10 protein-coding genes are annotated in these 13,312 nt (G+C 66.2%); 2 read left to right on the top strand and 8 right to left on the bottom strand.

The annotated features are described in order from the left end of the window. Nucleotides 1-7: 7 nt before the first annotated feature. Nucleotides 8-772 carry an SDR family oxidoreductase gene (locus tag AC1U2B_RS03980; protein ID WP_480215776.1) on the bottom strand — a complete coding sequence of 255 codons (765 nt, stop codon included), beginning with the start codon at nt 770-772 and terminating at the stop codon, nt 8-10. A gap of 108 nt (nt 773-880) precedes the next feature. Further along, nucleotides 881-1,789: an SDR family oxidoreductase gene (locus AC1U2B_RS03975; RefSeq protein WP_480215775.1), complete on the bottom strand. Its 909-nt coding sequence runs from the start codon at nt 1,787-1,789 to the stop codon at nt 881-883. Here AC1U2B_RS03975 and AC1U2B_RS03970 point away from each other — a divergent pair. Next, a complete protein-coding gene (locus AC1U2B_RS03970) occupies nt 1,788-2,777 on the top strand; it encodes a LysR family transcriptional regulator (RefSeq protein ID WP_480215774.1) in 990 nt (329 codons plus the stop codon). The genes AC1U2B_RS03975 and AC1U2B_RS03970 overlap by 2 nt on opposite strands. A gap of 2 nt (nt 2,778-2,779) precedes the next feature. Here the strand turns inward: AC1U2B_RS03970 and AC1U2B_RS03965 are convergent, their stop codons facing one another. From AC1U2B_RS03965 to AC1U2B_RS03940, 6 genes are all read right to left on the bottom strand, one after another. Further along, entirely contained in the window at nt 2,780-3,109 is a 330-nt protein-coding gene (locus tag AC1U2B_RS03965; protein WP_480215773.1) for a WhiB family transcriptional regulator, read from the bottom strand. A 28-nt stretch (nt 3,110-3,137) separates the two neighbouring features. Next, nucleotides 3,138-4,376, bottom strand: a complete 1,239-nt coding sequence (gene glgC, locus AC1U2B_RS03960; protein WP_480215772.1) for a glucose-1-phosphate adenylyltransferase — start codon at nt 4,374-4,376, stop codon at nt 3,138-3,140. A gap of 103 nt (nt 4,377-4,479) precedes the next feature. Next, nucleotides 4,480-5,280 (bottom strand): DeoR/GlpR family DNA-binding transcription regulator, encoded by an 801-nt coding sequence (locus tag AC1U2B_RS03955; RefSeq protein WP_480215771.1) that lies wholly within the window; start codon nt 5,278-5,280, stop codon nt 4,480-4,482. A 198-nt stretch (nt 5,281-5,478) separates the two neighbouring features. Next, nucleotides 5,479-8,658: an arabinosyltransferase domain-containing protein gene (locus tag AC1U2B_RS03950; protein WP_480215770.1), complete on the bottom strand. Its 3,180-nt coding sequence runs from the start codon at nt 8,656-8,658 to the stop codon at nt 5,479-5,481. 11 nt (nt 8,659-8,669) lie between these two features. Continuing rightward, nucleotides 8,670-11,924 (bottom strand): arabinosyltransferase domain-containing protein, encoded by a 3,255-nt coding sequence (locus AC1U2B_RS03945; RefSeq protein ID WP_480215769.1) that lies wholly within the window; start codon nt 11,922-11,924, stop codon nt 8,670-8,672. Between the two features lie 226 nt (nt 11,925-12,150). Then, complete coding sequence (locus AC1U2B_RS03940; RefSeq protein ID WP_480215768.1) at nt 12,151-12,519, bottom strand: DUF4345 family protein; 369 nt, start codon at nt 12,517-12,519, stop codon at nt 12,151-12,153. Between the two features lie 36 nt (nt 12,520-12,555). Between AC1U2B_RS03940 and AC1U2B_RS03935 the strand changes: the two genes are divergently transcribed. After that, a complete protein-coding gene (locus AC1U2B_RS03935; protein WP_480215767.1) occupies nt 12,556-13,308 on the top strand; it encodes a helix-turn-helix domain-containing protein in 753 nt (250 codons plus the stop codon). Nucleotides 13,309-13,312: the final 4 nt, after the last annotated feature.

Here is a 13,312-nt window from a genome sequence, read left to right as displayed (position 1 = left end):
CTGTTGGCTAGCTGCTGTGCGGGTCAGCGGAGTTCAGCACGGCCACCGCGTGCTCGTACTCGCCGCGCACTTCCGAATACCGTAGAAACTTGACGTTCTCGACCTGAATTTCGTTGGCGTCCGGCTGGTTTTCGAGAATGTCGATCACTTCACTGACGAACTGTTCCAGCGGCATGGCCCACTGGCTGTTGCGCTGCCCGGGTACCAAATCAGTCCGTACCGCGGGCGGCTCGAGTTCCTTGAATTCCACGGTGGAGCCGGCGAACTGCAATCGCAGCGTCTCGGTCAACAGATGGATGGCAGCCTTGGAGGCGTTGTAGCTCGGGGTCACCTTGAGCGGGGTGAAACCCAGACCTGATGACACAGTGATGATGGTGGCAGCGGGTTGAGCCTGCAGATGTTCGATGAAAGCGGCGATGAGCCGGATCGTGCCGAGCACGTTGGTGGTGATGGTGGATTCTGCTGCGGCCAGGAAGCCCTGCGGGGTGTGCCAGTCTTCGATCTTCATCACACCGGCCATGGTGATGACCACGTTCAGGTCGGGGTGTTCGGCAAGTACCTGCGCGGCGACGGCCTGGATACTGTCGGCGTCCGCGGTATCGATCCGGACCGCTTCGATGCCGGGATGTTCGGTGGCGATCCGGTCGAGCAGCTGTTCGCGACGACCGCCGACGATGACCTTGTTTCCCTTGTCCTGCAGTGCGATTGCCAGTGCGAGGCCGATGCCGCTGGTGGCGCCAGGGATGAAAATGGTGTTGCCGGAAATCTTCACAATGTCTCCTCGGTTGTTGCGCATCTGTCTGTAGTGCGGTCGGTTAGCGGGGGTATCTAGGGGAACGTGATGGCGGGTTTGGCTGTGGCGGATCGAAGTGATGCGGGATCAGTTGGTACCCGGCGAAGTGGGCCTGAGGAGATCGGCCAGGCCCACTCGGTGCAGCATCTCGGCCTTCAATCGGTCGAGGACGGCGAACCCGACATCGGCCCCATCCCCACTGGGATCGATGTGCACCCGGAACGGTCGGGTCCCGAACGGCGCCGCGACCACGTCCACGACGGCGGTGGCTACAGCAGCGGGATCGGCATCGGCTGGAATGATGGAGTTGAATGCCTCCGCTACGCGGGGGCCGAAACCCTGGTAGGGGCCTGCCTCGTATGCGTCGACCACCGCCTGATCGGCGGGCGCGCCGGCATGCGCGAAGTGGTTGGTTCCAGTGGTGAACGCGCCGGGGACGATGATCGAGGTCTCGATACCCCACCGGCTGAGTTCACGGGCGTACCCGACGGCCAGGGCGTCCATGCCGTTCTTGGCGGCGAAATATGGAGCCAGGTACGGCGGGGTGCCACCCCCGCAACTGCTGCTGGATACCCACAGCAGCAGGCCCGTGCGCCGCGACCGCATGTGGGGCAGCACCGCACGGTTGACTCGTTGGGTACCAACTACATTGACGTCATAGAGCTCGCTGAGCTGCTCTGCGGTGAATGCCTCGGCCGGCCCGTAGACCATGTGACCGGCATTGTGAATCAGTACGTCGATGTGCCCGCTGGTGGCCAGCACGGCACGCACCGCGGCGTCGACAGACTCCTGTGCCTGCACGTCCATCTCGACGGCTCGCAGATCGATGCCCTCGCGGGCTGACAGTTCGGCGTACTCGCGCGCGCGGGCTGCGTTGCGCCCGGATACATCCCGCATGGACGCGTACACGGTGTACCCGGCGCGTGCCAGGTGCTCCGCAATCAGCCGGCCGAAGCCACTGGAGGCGCCGGTGATCAGAACAGTGTCGGTGGTCATGACTTCGAGCCTGCTCACCGACCACACATTTGTCACATGCATACTTATTATGATCAGTATGCTCACGACGCATATCGATCGAGTTGATCTGAACTTGCTCACTCCACTGGTCGCCCTGCTGGAGGAACGGCATGTATCGCGAGCGGCAGCCCGAGTCGGGCTGAGCCAGCCGGCCATGAGTCGCGCGTTGCAGCGTTTGCGCAGACTGCTCGATGATCCGCTATTGGTCCGCGACCCCGACGGATTCCGGCTTTCGGCGCGCGCCGAGGATGTTCACCGCCAGCTCACCACGCTGGTCCCGCTACTCGAAACTCTGCTGGCGCCAGAAGAGTTCGATCCACGCGCGTCAACGCAGCAGATCAATGTGGCCGGCAGTGATTACGCTGTCCACACCTACGGCGCCGGTATCGTCGATCGGATTCGGTCTCAATCACCCGACACTGCGGTGCGCTTTCACAGCTGGCGTCACGACGGGATCGACGAACAGATTCGCCGCGGCTCGGTGGACTTGGGACTATATGGCGGGCACGCGCCCGATGACCTCAACGCCACCCGACTCGTCACCGAGCACTTCAAGTGTGTTGTCTCCGAAGGTCATCCACTGGCCACCCGAGACATTGTCACCCTCGACGATTACCTTCATTTCGGGCACGTGGTGGTGGATGTGGCGGACGGGAAGCAGCCCGATATCGACTACCGCCTCGCGGCATTGGGCATGCCCCGGCGGGCAGCGGTCACCGTGCCGTATCACACGGCGGCGGCCCCGCTGCTTCCTGGAACCGATTTGGTCGCAACACTTCCCGGTCGATTCATTGACACTTGGGTAGCTACCTCTGAACTGCGTGTGCTGCCCGCGCCGACCGAGATCGCGACGATGCCCTATCGGATGATCTGGCATCCTGCGTTCGACGCCGATCGCCGGCACCAGTGGTTGCGAGAATGTGTGCGCGCGGCGGTCATCGACCACGACTGCGCGGTGTCCGGCTGATGCTATTCGCCACTGGCGGCGGCCAGTTTGGTCCGGCCTGAAATGCCAAGTGCAGAAACACGTTCGGATTCGGAAACTCCGCCCCAGGTGCCGTACGCCTCAGGGGACAGCAGGGCGAAGGCGGCGCACGGGGCCTTCACCGGGCATTGCTGGCAGACCTGTTTGGCCTGTTGTTCGCGTTGCCTGCGAGCCCGACCGCGCTCGTTGTCTGGATGGAAGAAGATGCTCGAATCCATTGTGCGACAACGCGCTGAATGCTGCCACTCCCATTCTTCGGCCACCGGTCGGATGGACGACGCGGGTAGCGGCAATGCCGTTCGCTTACCGCTCATGGTATGACTCTCACCTCCTGGTTGTTGATTACAGGGTGACCTGCTGGCCCTTGCCGACAGCGGTCACTCCGCCGTCGGATACGGCGAAGCCGCGCGCCAGGTCATGCTCTTTGTCGACCCCGACCTGCGCGCCGGGAGGAATCACGACGTTCTTGTCGATAATGGCGTTGCGTACCAATGCATTCGCGCCGACGATGGTGCTGTCCATGATCACTGATCGCTCCACTGTGGCGTGTTCCTCCACTCGGACGCCGGGTGACAGGACCGATTCCCGCACCAGCGCGCCGGAGATGATCACCCCGTTGGAGATCACGCTGTTGACGGCGCGGCCGACTCGTTCACCGTCTTCGTGGACGAACTTCGCCGGCGGGTGCGGTGGTATGTGCGTGAGGATCGGCCAGTCGCTGTTGTACAAGTCGAAAGCGGGTACTACGGCGCACAGGTCCATGTGGGCGTCGTAGTAGGAGTCCAAGGTTCCGACGTCGCGCCAGTAGCCGTTATTTCCGGCACGAGCACCCGGCACCTGGTTGCTCTGAAAGTCATAAACCTGAGCGAGGCCCTGTTCGACCATCATCGGCATGATGTCGCCGCCCATGTCGTGCTTGCTGAACTCGTCGGCTGCGTCGGCGTGCAGCGCGTCGATGAGTGCTTCGGTCGAGAACACGTAGTTGCCCATCGAGACGAACGATTCGTCGGGGGAGTCGGGCAGGCCGGGCGGATCAGACGGCTTCTCCAGGAACGCTTCCACCTGTCGACCGTCAGCTGCTGTCTTGATGACACCGAAGGCGCCGGCTTCGTGTCGTGGCACACGGATGCCAGCGACAGTGGCGCCTGCACCGCTGTCGAGGTGCTGGGCGATGATCTGCCGGGGGTCCATGCGGTAGACGTGATCGGCGCCGAAAACGATAACCAGATCGGGCTTTTCGTCGTGAATCAGGTTCAGCGACTGGTGGATCGCGTTCGCGGAGCCGGAATACCATTGCGGGCCGAGGCGCTGTTGGGCGGGCACCGGGGTGACGTAGTTGCCGAGGAGGCTGCTCATCCGCCAGGTGGTGGTGATGTGGCGATCGAGGCTGTGGCTCTTGTACTGCGTGAGTACGGCAATCCGCAGGACTCCGGCGTTGACCAGGTTCGACAAGGCGAAGTCGATCAATCGATACAGTCCGGCGAATGGCACCGCCGGCTTGGCCCGGTCGAGTGTCAGTGGGGACAGACGCTTGCCCTCACCACCGGCCAGGACGATGCCGAGGACTCTCGGGTCGGCCATGCAGGGTTCTCCTTCGGGCAGCACGCGACGACACGTGATGGGATCACCGACGGCTGACGGTGAATTCAGAAATCTGCGAAAGTTGTTGAAACGTAGTGGGATATCACGCGCGCTCCACGATCAAGCCGGGTGCGGACAGTTCGGCGAGCTGATGATCGTCCAGGCCGGTATCGGTGATCAAGAGGTGGATGTCTGTCAACTGCCCGTATTGGGCTCCGGTGACGGTCCCGAACTTGCTGTGGTCGGCAAGCAGGATCCGTCGGTGGGCGCAGGCGAGCATCCGTCGTTTCACCGCGGCTTCGGATGGTGCGGGTGTGGTGAGTCCGCGGTGTGCGCTGATTCCGTTGGCTCCCAAGAATGCGACGTCGACGTTGATCTCGGCAAGCGCGCGGGCAGCCCAATCATCGACTTCGGCAAAGGTTTTCGGGCGTACCCGCCCACCCAAGGTGTACACCGTCAGCTGCGGCCGGCTGAGTAGGGTCAGCGCCTGTGTCAGTGAATTCGTGTACACCGTGAGCTCGCGGTCACCGGGAAACATGTCGACGAGCTGCGCGGTGGTGGACCCGGCGTCGATCAGAACAGATCCGCGTTCCGGAAGATGTGCCAGCGCAGCTTTGGCGATGCGGGTCTTCTCGGCGAGGAACTCGGTCCGTGTCTCGACGGCCGGTTCGTAGGAGAGGTAGTCGACCGGCACGGCTCCGCCGTGCACCCGTCGCAACAGGCCCTGGCGCTCCAAGAGGATGAGGTCCTTGCGGATGGTTTCACCCGTGACACCCAGTTCGGCGGCGGTGCCGGCGGCATCGATGCGGCCGTCCCGGCGCAGTACCTCGAGCAGGTGTTGTTTGCGCTGGTCGGCGTAGAGGGCGCCCGTCGAATCACGCTGAGCGGACCCTGTGGATGCCATCACACCTCCCATGTTCTGTGACCCGTACCACTTGGATTTGATTGCTAATCATTGTGTTTGATTGGGAATCTGTCAAGGGTGGTCGGGCGACCTGAGAGCTGGCTGGGCATCGGGCGATGTGCCCTAAACGCAGAGTGGCCAGCTACGACACAACTTTTCGCAGAACGCGTGTCATAGCTGGCCACTCGGCGGAACGGGTTAGGGCTTGATCCGCATCTTTCCTGGCGAATACAGCCCGCTGTGGACGGCGGTGCCCAGGTCCAGCTCGGCCGTCGTCGCATCCACGACGGTCGTGAACGCCCGCAGCGAGCCCCAGTCCCGGCCCCAGTCGTCGGACAGGTACGTCGACAGCACGTGCGCCTTCAGCAGCACGTCGGTGATGCCCAGCAGGCCGCCGTTGATGCCGTCCTGCCAGGTATCGGTGTCCTGCTTCTTGGCGGTGTAGTCCGGGGTGATGCGGAACTTCGGCACCTCGGTCACGCCGTTGCGCACCAGCATCGGCTGCTGGCACGGGAACGCCAGGCCGACGGCCCAGTCCATCAACACCGGCTGCGTCTTGCCGATGAACTGCTCGAGGGTCTTGAGCTCGGGTACCCGCGGCGGGGTGACCGCGATCCAGTCACCCTCGTTGAGCGAAAGGTTCACTGCCACAACGCGAACGAAGGTGGCATCGGCCGGAATCTGGCGACGGTCGAACCGCAGGTTGCGCCACGACGGCGTCGGACCGATGTCGTAGGGCACGACGCGCCCGCCCGCGACGGGCTGACCGTCCGGGCCGGTGCGGCCGTACTCCAGCTCGACGGTCTGGCCTTCGGTGCGGCCCTTGAGCGAGCTGTTGCCGGTGATGGTGCCGGCCGCGGTGACGACCACCAGCGGCTGTGCGGCATCGGCGGCGGGCAGCCCGTACCAGGCCGACGTCAGCTTGGCCTGCGAGTGCGGACCGGTGGTGTAGGTGCCGGCGACCGGCACCCGCGCGGGGTCAAGGCCGTAGGGCAGCGGCACCGTGGAGCCGTTGATGCCCGGCGTCTTGAGCTTCACCGCGGCGTCCCAGTCCGAGTCGGTACCTGGCATCGGGAAGTCGAGCCGAATCGCTTCGGCGACAATGTGATCCGGTACACCGTTGGGCGTGAAACCTGCTGCGCCCACGCCGCCCAGCGCGCCCAGCGGCCCGTAGTCGCCGGCCTGCGGGGTCAGGAATCCGGCGTTCGAATCGGGCTCGACGAGCACGTTGTCGGCCAACCCGCAGCCGCCCTTGAGCGCCCGCAGGTTGCTGGCCAGGTTCGAGTACGTCGGGTATTCGCGCACCGCGCCGATGGCCATCGACGCCACACAGACCACGACCATGAACGCGGCGGCCAGCGGGATGGGTGCCGCGGTGACCAGCCGGGTGAGCCGGCCTTCGGGGCGGTCGCTGTTGAAGTGCAGCCAGAACGCCCACAGCGCGGTGATCACGAACAGCGCCAAAAAGATTGTGCTGAGCTTGATTCCGCCGACCGCCACCATGTCGTTGTTGAACGGCACGCCGTAGCTCGACACGTACCACCAGCCGTTGGTGGTGGCCGAAACCAGCGCCAGCAGGAACAGCACCGCTGAGGTGACGGCCATGCGGTTACGTGCCGACTTCAGCACCGACCGGGACACCAGCACGGTGGCCACCGCGGCCATCGCCGCGCCAACGGCCGCGAACAGCCCGAAGTGGTGCACCCACTTGGTCGGGGTGAACATCAGGCAGAACATGGTGGCGAAGATGATGCCCATCAGGCGCCACACGGGGCCGCGGGCGATGCCGGGCACCCGTTTGCGCCGCAGAATCATGAACATCGACGTGAACAGGCTCAGCGCCGTCAGCAAGAAGCCGAAGCGGCGGGTCATCGAGCCGTCGACCGTCGGCAGGAACAGGTAGTAGTACCGCAGATTCTCGGTGTACCAGGCCTGGCTCGGGCCGATCGCGGTACGAATCCTGGTGGCTTCCAACACTCCTGCCGCAGTCTGGTTGACGAACACCACGGTCAGGATCACGAAGCCGGCGGCCAGCAGCGGCATCACCAGCGGCCAGGTGCCGACCTCGCGGCGCCGGCGGACCAGGATGCGCAGGATCGGGCGGCCACCGGCCAGCAGGGCCGCGACGGCGATCAGGCCGGTCGGCTGAATGCCCAGGGTGAACGCCGCGCTGATGATGGCCAGGGCGGCCGGGGTCAGCCGGCTGGTGCCGATGGCGCGTTCGATCAGGACGTAGGTGATCAGGGCGCCGGTGGCGATCTGGCCCTCGGGGCGCAGGCCGTTGTCGAACGGCATCCAGGCGGCCATCAGGACCAGGCCCGCTGCCCACATGGCGGCCTTACTGCCCGCCACCGCCGGCCCGAGCCGGGGCAGCACTTCACGCGACAGCAGCAGCCAGCAGATCAGCGCACAGAGCAAGTCCGGCAAGCGGATCCAGATGCTGGCATCGCTGACGTGAGTCATCAGGGCCAGCACGTTGTAGTACCAGCCGAACGGATCCTCGGGGCTACCGAACCAGCGGAAGTAGTTGATCATGTACTGCGCGTGCGGTGCGACGCGCGCCATGCCCAGGATGTAGCCGTCGTCAGATGACCCGGCGCCCAACACATGCCAGAGCAGGAACCCGCCGACCACGACACTGTCGACCAGGCTGAAGGTCCGCCAGCGGCTGGGGATGAGGCGCTGCATGCGGCGCCCGTCCATCCGGTCCAGGCGCCAAAGGGCCAGCAGCGCAACGATGGTCGCCGCGATGCCGCCGAACATGGCGGTGTACTTGATGATCGTCGGACGGTTGATGAACCGGGTGTCGATCGTCGCGGACACCGAAAGGCCCTGCGGTGCGGCGCCCTTCAGGTCGGTGAAGATGCCGACGACGGTGGGCCGCAGGTTCGGGTCGGCGAACCCGGTACGCAGTTCCTTGCCGTCGGTCCCGGTCAGGCCCACGAACGTCGCGAACGTCCCGTTCTTGTCGGAGATGATCTCGATGCGCGAACAACCTGGATTACCAATGGCTTTCAGGCGCGGCACGCTGGCGATCACCACGTTGCGGTCGGTGATGTCGACGCGGCTGCTGGACACGTTGACCAGCAGGCCGTTCAGCGCGGCCTGCTTGCCGTCCTTGGGTACCGTGCCGAACACCAGCCCGCCCGAGGGCGGCAGCGTCCGCAGCACGTCGCACGGAATCGTCGCCTTCATCGTCACGGGCGTCTGCGAGATCAGCGGCGCGGTCACATTGCCGAACTGGCCCTGCTGCGGCCAATTCAACTGCGCGGTCGTCTGTACCACCGGCAGCAGTGGCGTCAGCGCCGACAGCACGAAGCCGATCAGGCCCGCGATGATCGCCACCCAACGGGTGACCTTCACTTGCTGTGCGTTCATTCCCGTCCCGGTCATGGCAGGGCCCGGATCGGGCCGCGGCGGCTCCAGCCGTTGACGGTCATGGTGCCTTGGTCAATCGCTGCGGGCGGTGCCATCGACGGCGGCACCACCGGGTCGTACCGCTCGATCGAGCCCCAGTCCCGGTACCAGTCGTTGCGCAGGTAGGTCGGGATGGTGGACGTCCGCAGCAGCGCCTGGATGAACAGGAAGGGGCCACCCTTCTGCGCGGACTGCCACATGTTCGACGACACCACGACCTGCTTGGTGTTGGGCAGGATGCGGTACTGCGGCAGCTCCGCGACGCCGAGATGCTCGGAGAACGGGCGCTGGCACGGGAAATTCGCGGCGGTGGCGATGTCCATCAGGATCGGCGTCTGCGACCCCAGGAACTGCTGCGCGGATTGCAGCGTCGGCACCCGCGGCGGGGTGAAGCCGAACCACTGGTCCTCGGACAGGTTCGGATCGTCGGCGACGATGCGGGCCACGTTGGCCTCCGGCGGTGCCCACGCCAGTGGGAAACGCAGGTTGCGCCAGGCGTATTGGGCGAAGGTATCGATGGGCTGCACCTCGCCGAGGGCCTGGTAGCTGCCGTCCGGCCGGTGCACACCCCACTGCAGCTTGAGCGACTGGCCGTAGTGGAATTCGTGCTCTTCGTCGTAGTACCAGATGGCGCCGGCGGCTGCGACGGTGACGAGCGGCCGGTCCGCGGAGCGCGGCGGGAGTTCGTACCAGGCCGACGTCGCCTTGGCGGCGACACCGTTCTCCTTGAAGCTGCCCATCACCGGGGTGCGGGCCGGGTCCAGACCGAACGGGAGGAAGACGTTGGAGCCGTTGACGCCCGTCGGGCCGTAGCCGCCGCCGGTACCGGCCGCGAACGCGACGCCGACGTTGGGCTTGTTGGGCGAGCCGTCGGAGTTGACGGTGCCGGGGTTGGCGACCACCGGGTGCGGCGGGGCCAGCGAGTCGCTGACGCCGTTGGGGGTGAAGCCGACGGGGTTCTCGCCGCCCAGCGGCCCGTACTTGCCCCAGGTCTGGCCGGGGACGGGCTGCAGGGTGCCGGCGTTGATATCAGCCTCGACCAGCACGTCGTCGGCCATGGCGCAGCTCTTGTCGGACAGCCCGGACGTCACTGCGTTCAGATTCGCGCGGGCCGTCGTGTACTGCGGGTAGCGCTGCACGAAGCCCTTGGCCATCGAGCCGACCTCGAGCAGGACCATGATCACCGCGACGATGAGCAGCGGCGTCGACGCCAGCGCCCGGTTGCGGCGGGTCTCGGCGACCTCGGTGTGGCCGGCGTAGTCGATGCGGAAGTGCAGCCAGCCGGCGAGTAGCGCGGTGATGATCGCCAGCACCAGGAACATCGAGGTGACGGGGTGGCCGGCCAGCACGGGCTGCCGGTCGAACCACGGCACGCCGTAGTTGCCGACGTAGAACCAGCCGTTGATGCCGGACGTCGCCCAGGCCAGCACGAACAGCAGGGCCGTCACATACAGCGCCAGGTTCCGTCGGCTGTGCAGCCCGACGGTCGCGAACGCGAAGGCGATGATCGCGCCGAACGCACCCGACAGCCCGGCGAACGCACCGAACTGCACCGCCCACTTGGTCGGGGTGAAATGCAGGAGCAGCAGGCCGAGGATGGTGCTGCCGAGCAGGCGCCACACCGGGCCGCTGGCCAGGCCGGGCACCCGGCCCTTCCGCAGCAGCAGGGTCAGCGTGCCGAACAGGCACAGCAGCAGGATCAGCACCGAGAAGCGGCGGGTCATGGAGCTGTCGACGCTGTCTTCGACGGTGAGGAAGTAGTAGCGCAGGAATTCCTGGTACCAGGAGATGGTCGGGCCGACGGTGTACTTGATGCGCGCCGACTCGGCGACCGTGGCCAGTGTCTGGTTGCGGAAGATCACCGTCAGGATCAGCGACGCCGACGCGGCCAACGTCGCGATCGGGGCCAGCAGGCCGGTTCCGGCCCGGCGGCTGCGGATCGTGCGGACCAGGGCGCGGGCGCCGATGAGCAGCGGTGCGAGCGCGATCAGCCCCTGTGGTGCGGTGGTCGCGGTGAAGGCCGCCACGATGATCGCGACGGCCGCGGGGGCCAGGCGCCGGGTGGCGATGGAGTATTCGAGGAGGACCCAGGTCGCGATCACACCGAAGGCGATCAGCGGTTCGGGCCGCAGGCCGTTGTTGAACGGGTACCAGGCGGCCAGGAAGACAGCGGCCGCGGTCCAGATGGCGATGGCGTTCGAGGACACCCCGCGAGCGCCGGGGCCGAGCCGCGGCAGCACCCAGCGGGACAGCAATGTCCAGGTGGCCATGCCGGCCAGCAGTGCGGGCAGTCGCATCCACACGCCGGCGGTGCTGACGGTGGCCAGGTGCGCGAGCACCGACTGGTACCAGTCGAACGGCGCCTCGGAGGTGCCGAAATAGCGGAAGTAGTTGGCGACGTAGCCGGCCTGGCTGGAGACCCGGGCGATGGTGAGGTTGTAGCCGTCGTCGGAGGAGATCGCGCCGATCAGGTGCCACCCGGCCAGGCCGGTGAACACCGCGATGTCGGCGAGCCAGTGCCAGCGGCTGACCTTCCAGAACCGCTGCCACGCGTCGTGCACGCGGCGGCCGTCCAGCCGGTCCAGCAGAGCCAGGGCGAGGATCGAGACCAGCGTCAGCAGCACACCGAGTGCCATCGCGGCCGACTTCACGAACGTCGGCACGACGATGAACCGGGTATCGATGTCGACGCGTGCCGACAGGCCGGGCTGTGCGGGGACCTTGAGACCGGTGAAGATGCCGGCCACCTGGGGCTTCTTCTCCACGCTGCCGGTGCCCGCGGCTCCGGGCAGGCCGATGAAGTCGGCGCCGACACCGCTGTTGGTGGCCCAGAGGTGCAGGTTGCTGCATTTCCCGATGTCGGCGCGCTTGGCGACGGCAGCGACGGTATCGCGGAAGGCGACGACGACGTCGGTGGCGTTGGCCCGGACGAACAGCCCGTTGCGGCTGGCGTCGATACCGTCGGGCGGGATCGTCGAGAACACCAGACCACCGGCAGCCGGCAGCGTGGCGATGGCCGAGCACGGGATGGAGACATCCAGCGCCAGCGGCGCACCCGACACCAGCGGGGCGGTGAGGTCAGAGACATTTCCGCTGGCACCCGGGGCCTGAGGCCACAGGATGGTCGCGGTGGTCTGTTTGACGGGCAGCAGTGGGGTCAGCGCGCAAAGCAGCAGACCCGCTAGGCCCGCGATGATCGCGACGAGACGGGCAGTCCTGGCAGGCACGAGGCTCAAGACTAGGCGACAGTTATATGTGGCCTGGCGCACTGACTGGGAATGTCGAGGTAGTAGCCGGAAAGTGATCTTCCGGCTGACCTGATCAGATCAGGCCCGTCGCGTAGAACGTCCAGCTGAAAACGCCGGTCGCCATGCTTGCCGTCGACGACCTTGTGGACCGATGAGCGGAACTCGGCTCGCCGCCGCCGTCCAGTCAGGCTCGCGAACGATTTGGTCAGCGGGCGGCCCAGAACAGCACCCCTGCGGCGGCCAGTTCCACCAGGCAGTAGAACCAGTTGGGGTAGAACGATGTCGAGTCGTCGATCACCGCCGACACCATGCGGCCCAACGCCATGCCGGCCAGGGCCGCGGCCACGGTGAACAGGACGCCGGTGCGGACAGCCCCCGGGGTGGCCGCGGCGTACCCGAGGATGCCGGCGATCGCCAGGCCGAAACCGCCGTACACGGCGCGCACTTCGGCGCGCGCCGCGGCACCGCCGAGCGTGAACCCGAACGGCCGCAGGATCGCGGCGGGGGCAGCCAGCGCGTACGCACCCATGCCCAGGAAGAACACGCCTACGACGGCGATGATGGCGATCTGCACGGTAGCCTCCTGTCGAGATTGAGCATGGAGTCCAGCATGTCGTCCGGTACACCTGCCCCGCTTCCACAAACCTGCTGCCCGACGGTGTGGCTGTGGCCGGGGCAGGCCCTGTACGCCGGACCTGGCCTGGGCCTGCAACCCCATTCGGGATCGGTGTTCTGCTTGGCCGTCGGGGTCGATGAACCACTGTCGGTGCAGACGGATCAGGCGACGACGGTGGCCCGCACGGTCTTGATCCCGCCGCGGATACGTCACCAGCTGACGGTCCAGGGTCGGCTGGTGTCCTGCTACCTGGATCCGGCCTCGGCGCGCACCGCGTCATGCCGGGAGTTGTTCACCGACACCGACGGTATCGATGTGCGGCACCGCGCCGAACGCGCGCTGCTGAACGTGCCGGCCGACGATGTAGCCGCCTTGCGTTGGCTGGATACCGCCGCACCTAGCCAGGTGCAGCGGATGGATCCGCGGATTGAACTGGTGGCCAAGCAGATTCGCGACGACCCCACGCACGTCGAGTCGGCCGGCGACCTGGCCGCCGCGGTCGGTTTGTCCGAATCCCGGTTCTTGCACCTGTTTCGCCAGGAGACTGGATCGAGCCTGCGCCGCTACCGGTTGTGGAGTCGGCTGACCCGCGCCGGCGCCGAGATCGCTGCCGGCCAGAGCCTGACCGTGGCGGCGGTCGAGGCCGGGTTCACCAGCCCGTCGCACCTGTCCGATCGGTTCAAGTCGACCTTCGGACTGTCGGCGACGGCGTTGCTCGCGACAGGTCTGACCATCCGGACACCTTGAGCGC

Source organism: Mycolicibacterium sp. P4_G11 (assembly GCF_056555145.1).
This window is presented reverse-complemented; position numbering and strand designations above follow the sequence as displayed.

Coding starts and splice junctions, on each gene's coding strand:
- AC1U2B_RS03950 (WP_480215770.1), bottom strand. CDS start 8,658: ATGAACGCACAGCAAGTGAAGGTCACCCGTTGGGTGGCGATCATCGCG.
- glgC (WP_480215772.1), bottom strand. CDS start 4,376: ATGGCCGACCCGAGAGTCCTCGGCATCGTCCTGGCCGGTGGTGAGGGC.
- AC1U2B_RS03965 (WP_480215773.1), bottom strand. CDS start 3,109: ATGAGCGGTAAGCGAACGGCATTGCCGCTACCCGCGTCGTCCATCCGA.
- AC1U2B_RS03955 (WP_480215771.1), bottom strand. CDS start 5,280: ATGGCATCCACAGGGTCCGCTCAGCGTGATTCGACGGGCGCCCTCTAC.
- AC1U2B_RS03970 (WP_480215774.1), top strand. CDS start 1,788: ATGACTTCGAGCCTGCTCACCGACCACACATTTGTCACATGCATACTT.
- AC1U2B_RS03975 (WP_480215775.1), bottom strand. CDS start 1,789: ATGACCACCGACACTGTTCTGATCACCGGCGCCTCCAGTGGCTTCGGC.
- AC1U2B_RS03935 (WP_480215767.1), top strand. CDS start 12,556: ATGTCGTCCGGTACACCTGCCCCGCTTCCACAAACCTGCTGCCCGACG.